Here is a 20,563-nt window from a genome sequence, read left to right as displayed (position 1 = left end):
TCGGAGCACGGCATGGCCCGGTCGAACCATCACGGTTCGGCCGGGCTTCGCTTTTGCTCCGTCGGCTCAGTCCTCGAACAAGGCCTCCAACACCTGACCCGCCCATTTGAGGATCTCGGCGTCGGCCAGATCCCGCCCACCGACCGGAGCCGTCTTGGGTTTCGGGATCATCACAGCATCCAGGGCGGGCTTGTTCTGCGCCCCCCTGTACATGCGGTTCAGGCGCAACAGTTTCGATTCGGGCAGGGTGGCCGGGGCGAACTTGATGAAGTTGCCCTGCATCGCCACATCCGTCAGTCCCGCAGCACGCGCCCTGACTCGGAAGCGGGCCACCTCGAGCAGGTTGACCACCGCTGCCGGCGGTTCTCCGTACCGGTCGGTGAGCTCGGCGACGACGGCATCGATGCCTTCGGCGTCGGTGGCACCGGCCAGCTTGCGGTAGGCCTCCAGACGCAGCCGCTCCCCCGGTACGTAGTCGTGCGGCAGGTGGGCGTTGACCGGCAGCTCGATCTTCATATCTGCCACCTTCTCCTCGGTTTCGCCCTTGAAGTCAGCCACGGCTTCGCCGACCAGCCGGATATAGAGGTCGAACCCGACCCCGGCAATGTGCCCTGACTGCTCACCGCCGAGCAAGTTGCCGGCACCACGGATTTCCAGGTCCTTCATGGCCAGTTGGAAGCCCGAACCCAGCTCATTATGTGCCGCCACTGCCTTGAGCCGTTCCAATGCCACCTCACCCAATGGCTTCTCGGCGTTCCACAGGAAATAGGCATAGGCCCGATCGCGTCCGCGACCGACCCGGCCGCGCAGCTGGTGCAGTTGGCTCAGTCCGTAGTTATTGGCCCGGTCCACGATCAGCGTGTTCGCATTGGAGATGTCCAGGCCGGTCTCGATGATCGTGGTGGAGACCAGGACATCGAATTTCCTGTCCCAGAAGTCCACAATGATCTGTTCAAGCTTGGCTTCGCTCATCTTGCCGTGGGCGACCTCTACCCGTGCCTCGGGAACGATTTCACGCAGCTTCGCAGCGACCGAATCGATCGAGGAGACCCGGTTGTGGACGAAGAACACTTGTCCTTCGCGCATGAGTTCACGCCGGATCGCCGCGGAGACCTGTTTATCGGTGTGCGGGCCGACATAGGTGAGCACCGGGTGCCGTTCCTCCGGCGGTGTGGCCAGCGTGGAGGTCTCACGGATGCCGGTCAACGACATCTCCAGGGTCCGCGGAATCGGCGTCGCGGACATGGCCAGTACGTCGACGTTGGTGCGCATCTGCTTCAGCGCCTCCTTATGTTCGACGCCGAAGCGCTGCTCCTCGTCGACGATCACCAGACCCAGGTCCTTGAACTGCACTTCCTTGGAGAGCAGCCGGTGCGTGCCCACGACGACGTCGATCGACCCGTTCTTCAGCCCTTCCACGGCATCCTTGGCCTCCTTGGGGGTCTGGAAACGCGATAGCGAAGCCACCCGGACGGGAAAGCCCGAGAAACGGTCGGCGAACGTCTCGACATGCTGGCGGGCCAGCAGTGTCGTGGGTACCAGCACGACAACCTGTTTGCCATCCTGCACTGCCTTGAACGCGGCGCGCACCGCGACCTCGGTCTTGCCGAACCCGACGTCGCCGGAGATCAGCCGGTCCATCGGGATCTCCCGCTCCATATCGGCCTTGACCTCGTTGATCGTGGTCAGCTGATCCGGTGTCTCCATAAAGGGGAAGGCCTCCTCGAGCTCGGACTGCCATGGTGTGTCCGTTGAGAAGGCGTGGCCGCGGGAGGCCATGCGGGCTGAATAGAGACGGATGAGGTCCGCCGCAATCTCCTTGACCGCACGGCGTGCCTTGGACTTCGTATTCGACCAGTCGCTGCCGCCCATCTTGGACAGGGACGGAGCCTCACCACCGACATAGCGGGTGACCTGGTCCAGCTGATCGGTGGGCACGAACAGTTTGTCCCCCGGGGCCCCGCGTTTGGACGGGGCGTATTCGAGCACCAGGTATTCGCGCACCGACCCCGAGGTTCCGCCGACCTTGCGCTGGATCAGCTCGACGAAGCGGGCGATGCCGTGCTGCTCGTGCACCACGAAGTCGCCTTCGCTCAATTGCAGCGGATCAATCGCATGACGGCGGCGGGCGGCCAGTTTGCGGGTGGACTTCGTGGAATAGGAGCTGGACCGGCCCAACAGGTCAGCCTCGGTGAGCAACCCCAGCTTGAGCGAATCGAAGACGAAGCCCCGGCCGGCCACCGCCGTCGTGATCTCGATCAGCCCCTCCGTGGGGGTGTCGTCCACGCTGTCCACCCGGTGGCAGGGAATCCCTGCATCGTGGAAGAGTTCGGCCAGGCGGCTGGCCGGGCCGGGCCCGTCCGTGGCCACGACCACGCGCCAGTTGTCACGTACCCGGGAGCCGATGAACTCCATCATCTCGGCCACGTCCCCTTGGCAGCCGCGGGGTTCACGGGCCTGGACATTGAGCGAGTCGATATCCAGTTCGACTTCCTCGTCCTGGGTCAGCGACGTGATCGACCACCAGCTGACCTGTGAGGCCACGGCGTTGGACCGGGTATCGGCCAGGGTCGAGAAGTTCCCGGCATCCAGGGCAGCGCTCAGCCCCTGGGTCTGGAGCAGGTCCACGGGGGCAGCCCCGCCGTCGGAGGCGGTGGACCACGCGGCGGCCAGGAATTCGGCATTGGTCTCGGAGAGGTCGTGGGAGCGGGTCCTCACCCGTTCGGGTTCCATGACCACCGCCACGGAATCGGCCGGTAGTTGGCTGACGAACGGGACCATGGCGTCGACCAGGACCGGCGCCAGCGATTCCATGCCCTCCACGGCGAGACCACCGGCGATTTTTTCGAGCATGTCGGCAGCTGCCGGCATCTCGGTCTTCAACTTGGCGGCACGAGACATCACCGCTGGGGTAATCAGTAGTTCACGGCACGGCGGCGCGTAGAGGACCGTGGGATCGGCAATGCCCCCCTCTGATTTATCCGCCTTGGAGAAGGAGCGCTGGTCGGCCACGGCGAACAATCGCATGGACTCGACCTCGTCGCCGAAGAAATCGATGCGGATCGGGTGGTCCTCGGTGGGCGGGAAGACGTCGAGGATACCGCCGCGAACGGCGAACTCACCCCGGTGGGTGACCATGTCCACGCGGGCATAGGCTGCGTCGGCCAATTCATGGACGACCTCGTCGAAGGGGCGCTCCTGCCCCGTGGCCAAACGCACCGGGGCCAAATCCCCCAGGCCCTTGACCAGGGGCTGAACCACTGAACGGATGGGGGCCACAACGACTTTCAGACTGCCGTCGGGATGCGCGAGGCGGCGCATCACATTCAGCCTCCGTCCCACCGTGTCCGAACGCGGGGACAACCTCTCATGCGGGAGGGTCTCCCAGCTCGGGAACTCGTCCACGGCACCGTCCGGCAGATAGGCGCGCAAGGCCCCGGTCAGCTCCTCGGCCTCCCGGCCGGTGGCGGTCACCGCCAGGACGATTCCCGCACCCGCAGTGGAAAGCCCATCAACCATTTCGGTCACCAGTGCCGCCCGCAGCCCCGCGGGGGCAGCAACCTGCAGATCCTGACTACGATCGTCGAAGCCCTTCGACGCGTAGGTGCGCACGCGCGCATAAGAGGGGTCGGCGGCCAAAGCCGCACGGAGGCCAGTCAGGGCCATGGGGTTCCTTCCGGGAAACAGCACAAAAGCCCGGAATCCATACTGGATCCCGGGGAGAGTGTCAGCTTACCGCGATTCACCCCCATACCCGTAGCATGGGCCAAGACCGCGCTACGCCTCCGGGCCGGCGCGATGAGCCATCCACGCCGATCCCACAGCACAGGAGTGCCATGCCGCTGAACGCTTCCACCTCGCTGCCGTACCCCGTCGACGCTCTCACGCGGGTCTTCACCCGCAAGGACTTCGCCGAGCACATCAGTCAGCGCACCGGTGCCACCTTGAACGATTTCACGGTCTCCGGGTCCACTGAGGCGGCGTTCATCATGACCACGACCCGGACCGTACCCACCGACCGGCTACCGGATATGGTCAAGAAATTCGTCGGGGCCACCTTGTCGGTCACCCAACGGGAGAACTGGTCCGCGCCGGCCGCTGATGGCAGCCGCACCGCGGACATCAACATCGAGGTCGCCGGGGCCCCCGTCACCGTGACCGCTGTTCAGAAGCTCATCACCGATAGTGAGGGCACCACGGTCGAATTGGACGGCAAGGTCAGTTCGTCGATTCCGTTCTTGGGCTCAAAGATCGCCTCCAGCGCAGAACCCATGCTGGCGAAGGTCCTGAACCTGCAGACCAGTGAAGCACGCACGTGGCTGGACCAGCAGAAGTAGCCTCCACGGGCCGGCGACGACGTGCCGTGGTCTGGGCCGTCACGGCGACAGTCTACCTGCTGGCAGTGGCATTCATTGTCTTCTGGCCGGTCCCTGTCGACCGTCCGGCCCAGAATGCTCTGCCCCGGCTGTTGGAGAGCTGGCATGCTGCCGGGGTTCCGCTGTGGGTGGACTACCGGTTGATCGAGTGGCTGGCCAACGTGATCATGTTCTTGCCTTGGGGCGTTCTGGGGACCTTGCTGCTGGCTCGCCGCTGGTGGTGGATGATCCCCTTCTCGGGTCTTCTGGCCAGCGCCGCGGTGGAGAGCGCACAATATGTTTTCCTTCCGGCCCGCTTCGCATCCACCGCCGACATCGTGGCCAATACCGCAGGTGCCTTGCTTGGATTCGGGGGGACCGCACTCGTCATTTTTTGCGTCCGACACCGCGCAGAGCGGTAGGATCGATGATGGTGAGCCGGGAAGTCTGGTCGGCACTGACATAACCATGCCCACTCAAACCTGAGGACCTCTTATGACCAATCCCGACCCCGCCCCTCCACGCCGGACGATTCTGGGCCTCGGCAGCTACCGCGAATCGCAGCGTATCGGCGCGATCCTGCGCAAGGAAACCGTCGGTGGCCTTGTACTCATCGTCGCCGCTGCCGTCGCCATCATCTGGGCGAACACCCCCTGGAGTGATAGTTACTTCGCCCTGCGCGATCTGCACCTGAGCATTCCTGTCCCGTGGATCGACCTCGACTTGAGTCTGGGGCATTGGGCTTCGGACGGTCTGTTGGCGGTGTTCTTCTTCCTCGTTGGCCTGGAGCTGAAGAAGGAATTCATCATCGGGGACCTGCGCGACTTCAGCAAGGCGATCGTCCCGGTGACCGCAGCTTTCGGTGGAGTCCTCATTCCGGCGCTCATCTACGTGGCGCTCAACATCAGCGAAGGCGGCTCGACGCTGCATGGCTGGGCCATCCCCACGGCCACCGACATCGCCTTCGCCGTCGCCGTCCTGGCCGTGATCGGCTCCAGTCTGCCCTCTCCCCTGCGGATCTTCCTGCTGACGTTGGCGGTCGTGGACGATCTGATCGCCATCATGATCATCGCCATCGTCTACACGGACACGCTTGATTTCATGTTCCTGGGTCTGGCTCTGATTCCGTTGGCCTTGTTCTTCGTCATCTCCCACCGGTTCCAGAAGTACTTCGCGACCCGGGCCTGGACCGCATGGGTCATCCTGCTGCCGCTGGGAATCGTGACGTGGGCCTTTGTCCTGGAGTCGGGCGTCCATGCCACGGTGGCCGGGGTCCTGCTGGGCTTCTCGGTCCCGGTGCTCCGACACGACCACCGGGAGGGCACGGGGGTCGCCGAGCGCTTCGAGCACCGCTTCCGCCCGTTGTCCTCTGGCTTTTGCGTACCTGTCTTCGCGTTCTTCTCGGCGGGTGTGGCCATCGGCGGTGTCGAAGGCATCACCAAGGCGATGGCCGACCCGGTGGTCTGGGGCATCGTGGCCGGGCTGGTTCTGGGCAAACCGATCGGCATTCTGGGTTCGACCTTCCTGCTGACCAAGACCCGACATGCCAATCTGGACCCGGCGGTACGTTGGGTCGACCTGCTGGGGGTGACCTTGCTGGCGGGTATCGGCTTCACCGTGTCCCTGCTGGTTTCCGAGCTGAGCTTCGGGCTCGGGTCCCCGCACTATGAGCATGCCAAGGTGGCCATCCTCATCGGGTCGTTGCTTGCCGCGGTGCTCGGCGCTGCCTGGCTGATTCCACGCAACCGGCGGTACAAGAAGTGGGAGCTGGAATCCCAGCGCGACGATGATGCCGACGGCATCCCGGACATCTACCAGCACGATTGATCCGATGGACGACGGCGGCAGGAGAGCCGCCGTCGTCCGCTGACCGGCATCTTCCGGCCGCCCGCGGCACCGTCAGGTAGGGGCGCTAGATGCCTTCGGGGCCGGTTCCTGCATCGAGCATGGCCTGCTCGGTGGCGACCCAGGCCAGCATCGCGCACTTGACCCGGGCCGGGAAGCGCGAAACCCCGGAGAAGGCCGCGGCATCCCCGAGGACCTCCTCATCGGCTTCGAGGTTTCCGCGTGAACGCATGAGCGTCCTGAACGCGTCGGTCAGTTCCACCAGGCTCCCCCGGCTGGCCCCGGCGGCCAGTTCGGTCAGCACGGAGGCGGAGGCCATGGAGATCGAACATCCATCGCCTTCCCAGCTGATCTTCGTGATGCTCTGGTCCTGGGTTTCCACCCGAAGCCGGATCTGGTCACCACATACAGGGTTGTGCTGATGGGATTCCCCCCACGCATGTCCGGCCTCCGGTTCAATGAGCCCCTCCCCCCGACGTCGTTTGGAGTGGTCGAGGATCACCTGCTGATAAAGCTGTTCCAACTCGCTCATGCGCCCACCCCGAAGAAACCCCGCACGTCGGCGACGGCGTTGAGGAACGTGTCCACATCCTCGGCGGTGTTGTAGAGGTAGGTGCTGGCCCGGGTGCTGGCCGTGACGCCCAAGGCGCGGTGCAGCGGTTGCGCGCAGTGGTGTCCGACACGTACGGCCACCCCACGGCTATCCAGGAACTGTCCGACATCATGGGGATGGACTCCCGGGACGTCGATGGTAGCCGTCCCGATGCGCGCTCCCGTGGCCGGGCCCAACTGGCGGATCCCGGGGATGGACCCCAGACCGGCGGAGAGCAGCCCGCCCAGGTATTCCTCCCAGGCCGCGATGCGTTCCATGCCGACCTCGTCGAGATAGTCGACGGCGGCGGCCAGGGCGACCGCCTGGGAGATGCGTTGGGTACCCGCTTCGAAACGGGTGGGTGCGGGCAGGAATTCGGCCCGTTCCATCGTGACACTGGTGATCATCGACCCGCCCGTGAGGAACGGTGGCATTGCGTCGAGCAGTTCCCGGCGGCCGTAGAGGGCTCCGATACCCGTGGGGCCCAGCATCTTATGGCCGGAGAAAGCCATGAAGTCGATGCCCAGCGCCTTCACGTCCACGGGCAAGTGGGGCACCGATTGGCAGCCGTCCAGGACCGTGAGTGCGCCCACGGTGTCGGCCAGACGGACCAGGGCTTCGACGTCGATGACGGTGCCCAGCACGTTGGAGACGTGGGTGAAGGCCACGACCCGGGTGCGGGGCCCGACCAGATCAGCGGCCAGGTCCATGCGCAGTGCGCCTTCGGAGTCGACCGGGATGTATTTCAGGCTCGCACCAGTGCGCAAGGCCAGTTCCTGCCAGGGGATGAGGTTGGCGTGGTGTTCGAGCTCGGTCACGAGGATCTCGTCCCCCGGGCCCAAGGCGAACCGCCGTCCGGCTTCGCCGCCGAGGCCGGCACTGGCGTTGGAGAACGAGTAGGTCAGCAGGTTCAGTGCCTCGGTCGCGTTGGAGGTCCACACGATTTCCGCGGTGTCGGCCCCCACGAACCGTGCCGTCTTCTCGCGGGCCTCCTCGTAGATATCGGTGGCCTCCACCGCCAGGCTATGGGCTCCGCGATGGACGGCTGCGTTGAAGTTCTCATAGAAGTGTTGCTCGGTATCCAGGACCGAATGTGGTTTCTGCGATGTGGCGCCGGAGTCCAGGTACACCAAGGGAACGGAATTGACGCTGCGTTCCAAAAGTGTGAAGTCACCCCGCAGACGCCGCACTTCGGTGTCGTCCAACGGGGCCAGGGGGTGGTCGATATGTTCCGCTCCGCGGCGGCCGGTTGCTGTTTCCACGCTCGTTGAGTCCTTGGATCGGGAATGGTCGGCAGGGCATCCGCCCCGTGGATTCCGCAACGAATCCATGACCTAATCATCGCACGGGCAGGCAGGGTGGTTCACGTCAGTCCCGCCTTACCCGCCGAATCCGGGCATGAAAAAGGGGCCGATAGCAGGATGGGGGTGGCCCAGTCTCAGAGGCCTCCTGCTACCGACCCCGCTTAAGGGAGCCATAGGGCATGGATCGATAGTATGTGAAACTCTTGTCAAACAAAAGCAGGGCCGGCTTATCCCGACAGCGGGCCCTTACGCGCCGTGGTGTTTCTGCTGCGCCGCCTGCAGCCCCTCACGAACGAGCAGTTCGGCGGCATCGGCGGCATCGGCGAGCAGGAAGGGCAGTTCCTTGCGTTCGGTGGTGCCGAAATCGCGCAGCACGAAGTCCGCCGTTTCCATCCGCCCGGGAGGCCGGCCCACGCCCACCCGTACCCGGTAGTACTCCTTGGTCGACAGTGCCTTCGAGATATCACGCAGCCCGTTATGGCCACCTTCTCCCCCGCCGATCTTTAATTTGACGGCATTGAAGGGGATATCGATTTCGTCATGAATCGCAATAATGTGCTCCGGATCCACATCGAAGAACCGGGCCAGGCCCGCGACCGGACCACCGGAGAGGTTCATGTACGTCATCGGCTTGGCCAGGATCAGACGCGGCCCACCGATGCCCAAGCGCCCTTCCAGGACCTGGGCGTTGGCCTTATGCGACTTGAAGGACCCGCCCAGGCGGGTCCCCAACTCATTGAGGACCATCTGGCCCACATTGTGCCTATTACGGGCGTAGCCGGGCCCGGGATTCCCGAGCCCGGCTACGATCCAGGTATTGCTTGCCATCAGAGCAGGTGGTTTCCCTACTCTGCTGACTCGGTGCCAGCCGGCGCCACAGCCACGGAGGTTTCCTCTTCTTCTTCGTCGCCGAGGTCCTGGACCTTCGGCTCGTCGATGGTGGCGATGACGGTGTCTTCCTCGATCAGCAGCATGACGCCCTTGGGCAGCACCAGATCGGAGGCCAGCACGTGGTTGCCGATTTCGCGGCCCTCGACGCTGACGGTGACCTGATCGGGCAGGTTGGTGGCGTCGGCCTCGACGTAGACGGTGTAGGCATCGACTTCCAGGACGGCGCCCGGAGCGACTTCACCCTCGAGGTTGATGGTCACGTCGACGTTGACCTTCTCACCCTTCTTCACGGTCAGCAGGTCGAGGTGATCGACGCTCTGGCGCAGCGGGTGGCGCTGGATGTCCTTGGCCAGCGCGAGGTGGGTCTTGCCCTCGACGTCGATGGTCAGCAGGGCGTTGGAGTAGCGCACGGCCAGCGTGGTCTCCTGGTTCGGCAGCAAAACGTGCAGCGGCTCGGCACCGTGTCCGTAGATCACTGCGGGGATCTTGTAGTCGCGGCGGGCCTTGCGGGCAGCACCCTTGCCGAAATCGGTACGGATCTCTGCGGGCAGGACGACTTTGTCGTGAGTCATGAAATATCTCCTGAGATGTGTGGCTCTTGCGGTCCGTCCAGGCATATCGGGGGTCCGGACACCGAGCGAAGCCAATCCTGCAGGATGGACGCCGAAGGCGTTGGGCCTTGTCGATCACGGAAGCTACCGGATAAACATCCGGAAGTTCCCTCGCCTGGGCACTGCGCAATAGTCTAGCAGCCTGCAAACACGGTTCGTTTCTGCTGGCACGAAACGCGAACTTCGTCCCACACCTGAGACCATCCGCTTGAACGAACACAAATAAAGAAAATGCCACCGCTGGGATAGGATCAGTCCGACCCTAAAACCACGCCCGTCCATGATCACGGCCTTTGGGGGGGACCATTCTTGTCCGAAACACGTGATCATTTGGACGGTAGAGAGCCCTCGGGGGGACTCAATTTTGGATAGCAACGACGCCGCTGGTGCTGAAGCCGGCCCGGATCTTCGCCAGTACTTCAACGTCATCCGTACTTATTGGCGTGGCATTGGGGCAATACTTCTGATCACCATCCTCTTGGCCTTCCTGTGGACGTTGACCCAACCGAAGATCTACCAGGCATCCTCTTCAGGACTCGTCGTCACCGCAGGTGCCGACAGCCTGAACACGGCTCTGGCGGGGGAAACACTGGCCAAGTCCAAGGCGGCGAGCTACCAGAGCATCGCCAAGAGCCGCAGCGTCGCTGCCAAGGTGAAGAAGGAACTTGGCCTGGCCGAGTCACCCGATGATTTGCTCGAACAGATCTCCGTTGACGTTCCCGCCGAAACCTCTGAGATCCGCATCAGCGCGAAGTCCGGCGCCCCGGAGGCCACACGTGACCTCGCCAATTCCTGGGTAGAGGCTCTTGCGGACGAAATCACCAGCATCGAACCGGCCGCGGAATCCGACGAAGGGGCCGGCGAAGCGCCTATCAAGCTCGCCCCCCTGGGGCGCGCCGCCTTGCCGACGGCCCCGGTCTCCCCGAACACGAAGCTCGCCCTCGCGTTGGGCGGCGTCGTCGGCTTAGCGCTCGGCTTGGGCTATGCTCTCATGCGCGGACACCTGGACCGGCGCATTCGATCCAGCGAAGCCGTGGAGCAGCTGGGGTTGAACGTCGCGGGCACCATCCCCCAGGATCGGCGGTTGACCGAGAAACGCATGATCGGTGAAACCGGCGTCGTAGACCATGGCGATCGCGAGTCTCACGCCTTCTCGGAAGCACTACGCGAACTGCGCACGAACCTGTCCTACATGGACGTCGACAACCCCCCACGCACTATTGTCGTCACCTCATCGGTCCCCGGCGAGGGTAAATCCTCCATTGCGGCGAACCTCGCTGTAGCCGTGGCCGCCACTGGCCGCGAAGTAGTGATCATCGATGGAGACCTCCGTCGCCCGGTCGTCACCGAGGTCTTCGGCCTACCGGACGGAGCCGGACTCACCGACGTCCTCAGCGGCATGGCCGACCTCGAGGATGTACTCCAGCCCTATGGGCCGATTCCGAATCTCTCGGTTCTCGCTGCCGGACGCATCCCTCCGAATCCATCCGAACTACTCGGATCCCGCTCCATGAAGAACCTCCTACGTGATCTGGCACGTGACCGTGTCGTCATCATCGATGCCCCACCGCTACTGCCCGTCACCGACGCGGCCATCCTGACGAAATCCGCCGATGGTGCGCTAGTGACCGTGAAGGCTGGTTCGACCACTGTCGATGAACTCCAAAAGGCAATAGACAACCTCCGTAAGGTCGAGGGCCGTGTTCTTGGCGCAATCCTGAACCAAGTGCCAACCAAGGGCGCCCAGGCCGGCCAGTACGGCTACTACGGAAAGTACTATTACTCCAGTGCCGAAGACGGCAAAAATAACCGGCGTAAGGCCTCCCCAACGCCCACGCAGCCGCCTATGGAACCCGTGGAATCCGGACGCGCCCAGCCCTCCCGTGCACCCCGAGCTACCCGCGAGGTCGTCTCCGACGCCAGTGCGCCAGACAACGGAACGGCTGAGGACCAGACGTCGCTCATCCCCAAGTTCCTAGACGACGATTATGACGTGGTTAACTCCGAGCCGGCACAGCGCGACCCGAACCTTGCCTTCGAGGAACTCGTTGCCCCGAGGACGGAAAAGCGACAAGCACGCCGCCGGCTGTAGTTGAGACGCGAAGGCCTCCTCTGGGACCTCTGCCCAGTTGGGGCACGTGTGGTGCCCATGTCGGTCAAACGATGGTCACTCAGGCAATCATGGCGGCTTCGAAATCGACTATTCCTTGCAACGCCGGCAGCAATTCGTCCGTCATCTGCTGGTACACGGCTGTGCTCTCCCGGTAAGGATCGATCACATCGTTTCCTCCCGGCACCAACTCCCGAGCCTCATACCGGTGCCGGGCAGCGACCTTGGGCAGCTCGTTCCACCGGGCCCGGACCTCTTCGAGTCCGCCCCCTCGGTGCAGATCGGATCCTGCCGCAGCGATGACCTCGAGCACACGAGCGAACTCTCGCACGGTATAGGCACGCTTGAGCATCCGCGGGCTCATCGACACGACGGCGCTTCGATGCCCTTCCGTCAGGGCCAACACGAAGTCCGCATCTTTCAGGTGCGCCTCGGTCAGCTGTCGGGCGAGGAACCCCCCGGCTGATCCGCCGGCCCGTTTCAACGACTCTGCTGCACGTTGATCCATTGGTTGTCCGACGAGAGCGCCGGTGCCGGCACTGGTGATTTGAAATGCACCTGGCGCCAGCTGCTCTAGTTCTCGTTGCAGATAGCGCTCCACGAAGGGCGAACGGCAAATGTTTCCGGTGCATACAGCAAGAATTTTGACCACGCCCCCACCTTACCGTTCGCCGGGTTGGCACCGGCATCGCGCCGCCCCGGGTTCCGCTATGGGCCCGGTGGACGTGACGACGCCCGGCAGATTGACCCTGGGATCCATCTGCCGGGCGTTATTGGGCGTTATTGACTAGGCGTTACCGTCGAAGAGGCTCGTGACCGATCCGTCCTCGAAGACCTCCTTGATCGCGCGGGCGATCAGCGGGGCAATCGACAGGACAGTGAGCTGCTGGAAACGCTTCGAATTCGGGATCGGCAGAGTATTGGTCACCACGATCTCGCGGGCACCCGATTCGGAGAGCCGCTGAGCGGCCGGATCGGAAAGCACAGCGTGCGTGGCGGCGATGATGACATCCTTGGCGCCGGCGTCCATCAGCACGCGCACCGCCCCCGAAATCGTGCCACCGGTATCGATCATGTCGTCGATGAGTACGCACGTACGGCCCTTGACCTGTCCCACAACGGTCTTGGAAACCGCTTGGTTCGGAACCGTCAGGTCACGTGACTTGTGCACGAATGCCAGCGGGGCCCCGCCCAGGCGTTCGGCCCACTGCTCGGCAACGCGGACGCGTCCGGTATCCGGGGAGACGACGGTGACGTTGTCGACCTCGACGCGTCCACGGATGTAATCGGCCAGCAACGGGATGGCGAAGAGGTGGTCGACCGGTCCGTCGAAGAAACCCTGGATCTGCGCGGTGTGCAGATCCACGCTCATCACGCGGTCCGCACCGGCAGTCCGGTAGAGATCGGCGACCAGACGGGCCGAGATCGGCTCGCGACCACGACCCTTCTTGTCTTGGCGCGCGTAGGGGTAGAACGGCGAGACCACGGTGATGCGGCGGGCCGAGGCGCGCTTCATCGAATCAATCATGATCAGTTGTTCCATCAACCAGTTGTTCAGCGGTGCCGGGTGGGCCTGGATGATGAAGACGTCCTTGCCGCGCACGCTCTCGCCGGAGCGGACGTAGATCTCGCCATTGGCGAAGTCATAGGCGGATAAGGGCAGCAGCTCGGTATCGAGGGCCGAAGCAATCTCCTCGGCCAGCTCCGGGTGTGCACGGCCGGAGGCCAACACCAGCTTGTTGTCGACGTTGTGGCGCAGTTCGCTCATGTGTTCACTTTCTCACTCGGGAGGGTTTCGTGCTGTCTGTTGGAGGGTCGGTGAAACGGCCCGGCGGACCGGGACTGGTGGGTGTTAGTCGGTGGCGGGAAGTTTGGCGGCATCGCCGTTGCGTCCGGCGTGGGCCGCGGCTTCGGCTGCCGCGCTACCGGGACGCTTGGCCTCGGTCCAGCCTTCCTTATTCTGCTGCGGGGCCACGGACAGGGCCAAGGCCCCGGCCGGAACGTCTTTGCGCACGATGGCCCCGGCGCCAGTGTAGGCGCCGTCGCCGATGGTGACGGGGGCGATGAACACGGTGTTGGAGCTGGTGCGTACATGCGAGCCGATCAGAGTGCGGTGCTTGTTGACGCCATCGTAGTTGGCGGTGATGTTGCCGCAACCAATGTTGCTGTATTCGCCGATGTCCGCGTCGCCGGCATAGCCCAGATGGGAGAGCTTTGAACCACGCCCGACCGTGACGTTCTTCGTCTCATAGAAGGCGCCGATCTTGCCGGCTTCGCCGAGGTTCGTCCCCGGGCGCACATAGGTGAAGGGGCCCACGGAAGCGCCAGCGGCGATGAGCGAGGACGCCACGTCGCTGCGCTTGACGACGGCGTTCTGGCCCACTTGGGTGTCGGTCAGCGTGGAGTCCGGACCGATCACACTCCCGGTGCCGATCGCGGTGGAACCGTGCAGCTGGGTGCCTGGCTTGATGGTGACGTCCGGGGACAGCGCGACTGAGGCGTCGACCCAAGTGGTTTGCGGGTCGATGACCGTGACTCCTGCACGCATCCACTTCTCGAGGATGCGACGGTTCATTTCCTTCCCCAAGGAGGAGAGCTGGGCGCGATCGTTGACGCCTTCGACCTGCCACTGGTCGGAGGTGACCATGGCGGCAACGCGTCCGCCGTCGTTGCGTGCGATGCCCAACACATCGGTCAGGTACATCTCGCCTTGGGCGTTGTCGGTGGTGACGCTGGCCAGCGCATTTCGAAGGACTTCCGCGTCGAAGGCGTAGATACCGGAGTTAATCTCGTTGATGGCCCGCTGCTCCGCGGTGGCGTCCTTGTGTTCGACGATCCCCTCGACGGTTCCGTCGGTGGAACGAACGATGCGGCCATAACCGGTGGCATCGGTAATTTCAGCGGTCAAGACCGTGACGGCATTGCGCTCGGTCTCATGCGCCGCGACGAGGCCGCCGATGAGTTCGGTGGTCAGCAGGGGTACGTCGCCGTAGGTCACCACCACCGTTCCCGTCAGGTCGCCGGGCAGCTGGTCGAGGCCGACCTGTACGGCCCGGCCCGTTCCCGGGATCTCGTCTTGGTCGGCGATGATGATGGACGGGTCGATGTCGAGCAGGTGATTGACGACGATTTCGCGCTCAAAGCGGACGACAGCGACCAGGCGCTCAGGCTGCAGACCCTGGGCTGCGGCGATCGCGTGTCCGACGAGGGAACGGCCGGCAATCTCATGCAGGATCTTCGGTTTCGCGGACTTCATTCGGGTGCCGGCCCCTGCTGCGAGGACGATGACAGCGGCCGGTGTATTGGCTTCCACGCTCAAGTTCTGAACTCCCTGCGATGTTGGCGTTTGGGGCCCGGAACCCGGGCCAACCCAGTCTACCGCTTCGTATTGCTGGCTGGATTCGCACGGACCACCCATGAGCCGTTGCATCGAGAGCAGCACCATACACGCCGGGGACGGGGTTCCGCCCATAGGATTCGAACCTATACTCCACAGCTCCAAAGGCTGGGGTGCTGCCATTACACCAGGGCGGATCATGTCCCGCAGGGGGAACACGGTTAACTATTCTGCCACAAACCGGCGTAACTACTGTCCGGCAGCCTCGGCTGCTTCCAACCAGGCCTCTTCGAGTGCCTCGTGCTCGGACTGAAGCTCCTTGAGCTCGGCATTCAGCGCTGACAGGCCATCGACGTCCATCCCCTCGGAAGCCGTCGCCATCTTCGTGTGGAGGCGTTCCTCCTGGGCCGAGAGTTTGGCCAGCTTCCTGTCGATGCGGTTGATTTCCTTGCGCGCCTCACGTTTATCTGCCTCGCTGGCCTCTCCCCCGGATGCTGCCGCATCGTTTCCCGCAGCCTCCGGGGCTGCCGGTCCGGTGGTGGCTCCGCCGGTCCCGGCCCCGGCACGCAACTGCAGGTACTGTTCGACGCCGCCGGGAAGATCGCGGATTTGTCCGTCGCCCAGCAGCGCCACCTGGTGGTCGGTCACGCGCTCGAGCAGGTAGCGGTCGTGGCTGACGACCACGAGGGTTCCGGGCCAGGAATCCAGCAGGTCCTCGACGGCGGCGAGCGTATCGGTGTCCAGGTCGTTGGTCGGTTCGTCGAGCATCAGCACATTGGGTTCGCCGGCCAACAGCCTCAGTAGTTGGAGTCGCCGTCGTTCACCACCTGAGAGGTCCCGGACCGGGGTCCACTGCTTTTCCTGGGTGAATCCGAGCTGCTCGATCAGCTGTCCGGCAGAAACTTCCCTGCCTCCGACGCTAAAGACGTTCTTCTCGTCCTGGATGACCTCGATAACGCGTCGGTCCGAAAGTTCATCGAGCTCGGTGACTTCCTGGGTCAGCATGGCCGTCTGGACGGTCTTGCCGCGTTTGATCCGCCCCTCGTTGGGTTCGACCTGGCCATTGAGCAGACGCAGCAGCGTTGATTTGCCCGACCCATTGACCCCGACGATCCCCAGCCGTTCCCCGGGCGCCAAGCGCAGGGTGACGTTCTTGAACAGGGGGGCACCGCCGTCGTACGCGAGGGAGACATGCTCCAGATCCAGCACGTCCTTGCCCTGGCGAGCCGTGGCCATTTTCGACAGAGCGACGGTGTCACGCGGTTGCGGAACGTCGGCGATGATGTCGTTGGCCGCGTCGATCCTGAACTTCGGCTTCGCCGTACGTGCCGGGGCGCCCCGTCGCAGCCAGGCCAATTCCTTCTTGACCAGTTGCTGGCGTTTGCCTTCCGTGACCGCCTCCGACCTGTCGCGTTCGGCACGGGCGAGCACATAGGCGGCATATCCGCCGTCGAACGCCTCCACGATCCCGTCGTGGACCTCCCAGGTGCGCGTGCTGATCTCGTCGAGGAACCAACGGTCGTGGGTGATCACCAGTAGTGCCCCTTGGTTGGCACGCCAGCGACGCTTCAGGTGGTCGGCCAGCCAGGCGACGCCTTCGACGTCGAGGTGGTTGGTGGGTTCATCGAGCATGATGACGTCATCGTCGCCGATGAGCAGCTTCGCCAGGGCGACGCGACGGCGCTGTCCGCCGGAAAGGTCCGAGACCCGTGCATTCCAGTCGACCTCTCCGACCAGGCCGCCCATGATTTCGCGGATCTTCGGGTTCGAGGCCCATTCGTAGGCGGCGGCGTCACCGACGATGGCCTGGCCGACTTCGAGGTCGCCATCCAGGACATCCTGCTGGTCGAGGTACCCGACCTGGACGTCGCTGCGCTTGGTCACCCGCCCGGAATCGGGGTCCTGGCGGCGGGCCAGCAGGCGCATGAGCGTTGATTTGCCGTCACCATTGCGACCGACCATGCCGATGCGGTCGCCTTGTTCCAAGCCGAGGGTGACCTCGTCCAAGATGGTGCGGGTGGCGAAGGCGACGGAGACGTTCTCCGCGCCGAGCAGATGTGCCAAAGTATTATGTTCCTTCGTCGGTGGTGTTCAGAGGTAGCCGGTGGCCCCTGTGGTGGGCCCGGTGCGTCGGCGTCAGATGATCTGGGCTCCGTGGACCGGTCCGTGCACAGTGTGCGTGTCGATTCCTGCTTCGTCGATCAGCACGGTGGCCAGTTCGCCGGCATGTGAGGGGTCCTCGGCCAACAGCGCGATCGTGGGTCCGGATCCGGAGACCAGGGCCGTCAGGGCCCCGGCATTGCGGCCCATCTCCAGCACCGCCGTCAGCTCGGGCGCCAGCTGGACCGCGGCGCTGGTGAGGTCGTTGCCCAACAGGCCGGGCAACAACACCAGGTCGTGGCCCACGAGTGCCTGGACCACTTGTGGATCCACGGCCCGGGGTTCCTCGATGGCCTCGTCCCCGCGCAGGATATCCAGTTGTTGGTACACTGCCGGGGTGGACAATCCGTAGCTGGCCAGCGCCAGGACCCAGTCGGTGCGGCTGCGCAACAACAGGGGCGAGAGTTCATCGCCGACGCCGAGTCCGACGGCGGCACCGCCGGAGAGCGCGAAGGGCACGTCGGCACCGAGCCGGGCGCCCAGCCGTCCGAGTTCCTCACGGGTCAGGCCGGTTCCCCACAGACCGTTGCAGGCCACCAGTGCCGCCGCGGCATCGGCCGATCCCCCGCCCATGCCACCGGCAATCGGGACCCGCTTGGTGATCTCGAGGTGGACTCCTGCCTCATGACCGGTGTGTTCGGCCAGCAGGCGGGCGGCCCGGACGACGAGGTTGTCCTCGCCCAGCGGGAAGGACTCGGGGTCCTCGACAGCGGTGGAGGCCTCGTTGAGCGCCACGGTGATCCGCCCGTCCGTCCGTGCCGTGGCGGCCACATCCTCGAAGAGGGAGACGGCCAGATACAGGCTGGCGACCGAGTGGTAGCTGTCCTCCCGGGGGGCGCCGACCCGGAAGTAGATGTTGATCTTCCCGGGGGCGCGGGCCACGACGGTCTGGTTCATGCCCCGACCCCGTTGTCCTGTCCGGCCAGGTTCCGTGCTTCGGCGATGCGCGCGAAATCCTCGATGACCAGCCGCTCCCCGCGGGCCTGCGGGTCCATGCCTGCGGCACGGAGCGCCCGTTCTGCGGCGTCGGCGCCCCCGGCCCAACCAGCCAGTGCGGCACGCAGGGTCTTACGACGTTGGGCGAAGGCCGCGTCGATGGCAGCGAACACCTCGGAACGGCTGGCCGTGGTCCGTGGTGGTTCATGGCGTTCGAAGGAGACCAGCCCCGACTGGATCTTCGGGGCCGGCCAGAAGACGTTCATCCCGATGACTCCAGCCTTGCGCATCCTGCCGTACCAGGCGGCCTTGAGGCTGGGGATGCCGTAGGTCTTGTTCCCGGGACCGGCGCAGAGCCGATCGGCCACTTCGTCCTGGACCATGACCAGTCCGTGCCGCAGGCTCGGGAAGTGTTCGAGCAGGTGCAGGACCACGGGAACGGCCACGTTATAGGGCAGGTTGGCGACCAGGGACGTGGGCGCGTGCGGCAGCTCGGTGACCCGCATCGCGTCCCCGAGGACGACGTCGAGGTTCGACGCCAGGGAGGGGCGGAATTCGGCGACGGTTTGGGGCAGGCGTTGGGACAGTTTGGGATCGATCTCCACGGCGACGACCCGTTGGGCGGCATCCAGCAGACCCAGGGTGAGCGAACCGAGTCCGGGACCGACCTCAAGAACGGTTTCCTCCGGGTCGATCCGGGCTGTGGCGACGATGCGTCGGATGGTGTTGCCGTCGATGACGAAGTTCTGGCCCAGCGTCTTGGTCGGACGGACCTCCAACTCCGCGGCCAGCCGGCGGATCTCGGTGGCTCCGAGTAGTCGCGGTGTCTCCGGATCCCGCCGTGGGGTCTGCTCGGGGTCCGGCCCGGAGGCGGAGTGGGGGGTCTGGGAGTCGTCAGTCACGGGTTCAATCCTAGTAGAGGTCGGAGGGCCTGCGGTTTCGTCTCCACACCCATTCCGGAAAGCACTGAAGGGCCCCGCAGTGCGGGGCCCTTCAGCAACGTTCGATCCGTGGCGGATCAGCTGCTCGATCTAGCGCAGGCCGAGCTTGGAGGAGCAGGCAGGCCAGTGGCCCCAGCCACCGTTGGCGCGCAGCTTCTCAGCCACGGCGACCTGCTGGGACGGGGTGGCCTGGTGCGGCAGAGCAGCGTACTTGCCGCCGCCGGCGCCGATCCAGCTGTTGCGGTTGAACTGCAGGCCACCGTAGTAGCCGTTGCCGGTGTTGATCGACCAGTTCCCGCCGGACTCGCACTTGGCCAGTGCCTTCCAGTTGGCGGAAACCCCGCCGGACGAGGCTGTGGTTCCGCCCGTGGAAGCCTTCTTGACTGGCTTGTCTTCCTTCTTATCCGGCTTGTCGTCCTTCTTCGCCGGTTCGGCCTTCTTCTCCGGCTCTTCCTTCTTCTCGGGCTTCTTGGTGCCCAAGGCGACTTCGGCGTCCACCGGCTTGGTGGTGACCTTGTTGCTGGTCAGCTTGCGGGATTCTTCCTTGCCATCACGGGTGGTGACGGTATAGGTCAGGGTCCGCTCGCCATCCTTGCCGGCGGTGACCGTCTTGGTCTTGCCGAGGGCGAGATCGCCGTCCTTGTTCTTCTCCACGCCGTGGGCCACGGTCCGGGTGTCGGTATCGGTCGTGGTCTTCACCCGAACGAGCTTCACCTTCAGACCGTCCTTGAGTTCGGTGGCTGCGGCAACCGAGAGTTCGTCGTCGGCCCCGATCTTCACGCCTTCGCTCTTCAGTGCGTCACCGACCGTGCCCTCGGTGGTCTTGATGCTGCGGGTCTTGCCGTCGGCGTTCAGCTTGAGGGTCTTCACCGTGCTGATCTGCAACGGGGTGCTCAGCGAGGCGAGCTCGAGCTGGGGTCCGTTGGAGACATCGGCGGCATCACCGACATTGAGCTGGTCGAGCACATCGGCGACGGTCAGGCCGGTGGTATGCACCACGCGGTCCACCCCGTCGATGGACACATCCACTGATTTGTTCCGGTTCACCGTGATGGCATCACCATCGGCCACGGCGGTGTCAACCCCCGGAGAGACCTCGTCATCGGCGTCGATATTGATGTCGGCGGAGGACAGCATCTCGCCGACGGTTCCAGCGTAGGCCTGGACGCTCTGGGTCTCGCCGTCGACGGTCACGGCAACCGTCTTATTGGCTCCGACGAAGGAGACGAGGCCGAGGATCAACGCGGTCAAGGCAACCGCCTGAGCGCCGGTTTTGACCCAGCGGTTCTTGAAGGCTATCTGCACGGATTTCCAGTCTTTGTGTTCTTCCGGGCACGGGGAGAGCGCCGGGACGGGTTGTCCCTTGGAGTTGATCCAAGGGGCAGCCCCGGGCTGCCTTACAGTGGTTCACGCACCGGCAAGAACCGGTTGGGCGTACGAACGGAACGTCCAAACGATCATCATTGCTGGTGCTTGAGCCC

Annotated in this window: 16 protein-coding genes and 1 tRNA gene; 4 read left to right on the top strand and 13 right to left on the bottom strand. The window is 64.4% G+C overall.

The genetic code is table 11. The annotated features are described in order from the left end of the window. Positions 1-66: 66 nt before the first annotated feature. Positions 67-3,666, bottom strand: coding sequence for a transcription-repair coupling factor (gene mfd, locus ACT3S2_RS09620; protein WP_444561600.1), 3,600 nt, complete (start codon positions 3,664-3,666; stop codon positions 67-69). Between the two features lie 170 nt (positions 3,667-3,836). On the opposite strand from mfd, the gene ACT3S2_RS09615 reads away from it, so the two are divergent. The 3 genes from ACT3S2_RS09615 (at position 3,837) to nhaA (ending at position 6,182) form a co-directional block, all read left to right on the top strand. Further along, a complete protein-coding gene (locus ACT3S2_RS09615) occupies positions 3,837-4,337 on the top strand; it encodes a DUF2505 domain-containing protein (RefSeq protein ID WP_444561599.1) in 501 nt (166 codons plus the stop codon). Further along, a complete protein-coding gene (locus ACT3S2_RS09610; protein WP_444561598.1) occupies positions 4,316-4,777 on the top strand; it encodes a VanZ family protein in 462 nt (153 codons plus the stop codon). Before ACT3S2_RS09615 ends, ACT3S2_RS09610 begins: the two co-directional genes overlap by 22 nt. 73 nt (positions 4,778-4,850) lie before the next feature. Then, positions 4,851-6,182 carry a Na+/H+ antiporter NhaA gene (gene nhaA, locus ACT3S2_RS09605; RefSeq protein WP_444561597.1) on the top strand — a complete coding sequence of 444 codons (1,332 nt, stop codon included), beginning with the start codon at positions 4,851-4,853 and terminating at the stop codon, positions 6,180-6,182. Between the two features lie 85 nt (positions 6,183-6,267). On the opposite strand, the gene sufU is transcribed toward nhaA, so the two are convergent. From sufU to ACT3S2_RS09585, 4 genes are all read right to left on the bottom strand, one after another. Then, positions 6,268-6,732 (bottom strand): Fe-S cluster assembly sulfur transfer protein SufU, encoded by a 465-nt coding sequence (sufU, locus tag ACT3S2_RS09600; RefSeq protein ID WP_444561596.1) that lies wholly within the window; start codon positions 6,730-6,732, stop codon positions 6,268-6,270. Then, positions 6,729-8,054: a SufS family cysteine desulfurase gene (locus tag ACT3S2_RS09595; RefSeq protein WP_444561595.1), complete on the bottom strand. Its 1,326-nt coding sequence runs from the start codon at positions 8,052-8,054 to the stop codon at positions 6,729-6,731. Before ACT3S2_RS09595 ends, sufU begins: the two co-directional genes overlap by 4 nt. 288 nt (positions 8,055-8,342) lie before the next feature. After that, positions 8,343-8,924: an aminoacyl-tRNA hydrolase gene (gene pth, locus ACT3S2_RS09590; RefSeq protein WP_444561594.1), complete on the bottom strand. Its 582-nt coding sequence runs from the start codon at positions 8,922-8,924 to the stop codon at positions 8,343-8,345. Between the two features lie 17 nt (positions 8,925-8,941). Next, positions 8,942-9,559, bottom strand: a complete 618-nt coding sequence (locus ACT3S2_RS09585; RefSeq protein ID WP_444555609.1) for a 50S ribosomal protein L25/general stress protein Ctc — start codon at positions 9,557-9,559, stop codon at positions 8,942-8,944. A 403-nt stretch (positions 9,560-9,962) separates the two neighbouring features. On the opposite strand from ACT3S2_RS09585, the gene ACT3S2_RS09580 reads away from it, so the two are divergent. Then, complete coding sequence (locus ACT3S2_RS09580; protein ID WP_444561593.1) at positions 9,963-11,690, top strand: polysaccharide biosynthesis tyrosine autokinase; 1,728 nt, start codon at positions 9,963-9,965, stop codon at positions 11,688-11,690. A gap of 79 nt (positions 11,691-11,769) precedes the next feature. On the opposite strand, the gene ACT3S2_RS09575 is transcribed toward ACT3S2_RS09580, so the two are convergent. The 8 genes from ACT3S2_RS09575 to ACT3S2_RS09540 form a co-directional block, all read right to left on the bottom strand. Next, a complete protein-coding gene (locus ACT3S2_RS09575; RefSeq protein ID WP_444555076.1) occupies positions 11,770-12,360 on the bottom strand; it encodes an arsenate reductase/protein-tyrosine-phosphatase family protein in 591 nt (196 codons plus the stop codon). Between the two features lie 135 nt (positions 12,361-12,495). Next, positions 12,496-13,476: a ribose-phosphate diphosphokinase gene (locus ACT3S2_RS09570; protein WP_444555077.1), complete on the bottom strand. Its 981-nt coding sequence runs from the start codon at positions 13,474-13,476 to the stop codon at positions 12,496-12,498. A gap of 84 nt (positions 13,477-13,560) precedes the next feature. Next, positions 13,561-15,027: a bifunctional UDP-N-acetylglucosamine diphosphorylase/glucosamine-1-phosphate N-acetyltransferase GlmU gene (gene glmU, locus ACT3S2_RS09565; protein ID WP_444561592.1), complete on the bottom strand. Its 1,467-nt coding sequence runs from the start codon at positions 15,025-15,027 to the stop codon at positions 13,561-13,563. Between the two features lie 143 nt (positions 15,028-15,170). After that, positions 15,171-15,242 (bottom strand) — tRNA-Gln (locus ACT3S2_RS09560). A 52-nt stretch (positions 15,243-15,294) separates the two neighbouring features. Next, entirely contained in the window at positions 15,295-17,109 is a 1,815-nt protein-coding gene (locus ACT3S2_RS09555) for an ABC-F family ATP-binding cassette domain-containing protein (RefSeq protein ID WP_444561591.1), read from the bottom strand. 72 nt (positions 17,110-17,181) lie between these two features. Beyond that, entirely contained in the window at positions 17,182-18,102 is a 921-nt protein-coding gene (locus ACT3S2_RS09550) for a 4-(cytidine 5'-diphospho)-2-C-methyl-D-erythritol kinase (protein WP_444561590.1), read from the bottom strand. Then, complete coding sequence (gene rsmA, locus ACT3S2_RS09545) at positions 18,099-18,932, bottom strand: 16S rRNA (adenine(1518)-N(6)/adenine(1519)-N(6))-dimethyltransferase RsmA (RefSeq protein WP_444561610.1); 834 nt, start codon at positions 18,930-18,932, stop codon at positions 18,099-18,101. The genes ACT3S2_RS09550 and rsmA overlap by 4 nt, the downstream gene beginning before the upstream one ends. Before the next feature lie 240 nt (positions 18,933-19,172). After that, positions 19,173-20,387 (bottom strand): transglycosylase family protein, encoded by a 1,215-nt coding sequence (locus ACT3S2_RS09540; protein WP_444561589.1) that lies wholly within the window; start codon positions 20,385-20,387, stop codon positions 19,173-19,175. Positions 20,388-20,563: the final 176 nt, after the last annotated feature.

The sequence above is a fragment of the Arthrobacter sp. AOP36-A1-22 genome (assembly GCF_052377615.1).
Lineage (GTDB): Bacteria > Actinomycetota > Actinomycetes > Actinomycetales > Micrococcaceae > Arthrobacter_H.
Note: the sequence above shows the minus strand (reverse complement) of the source record. Positions and strands in the feature narration are given on the sequence as shown.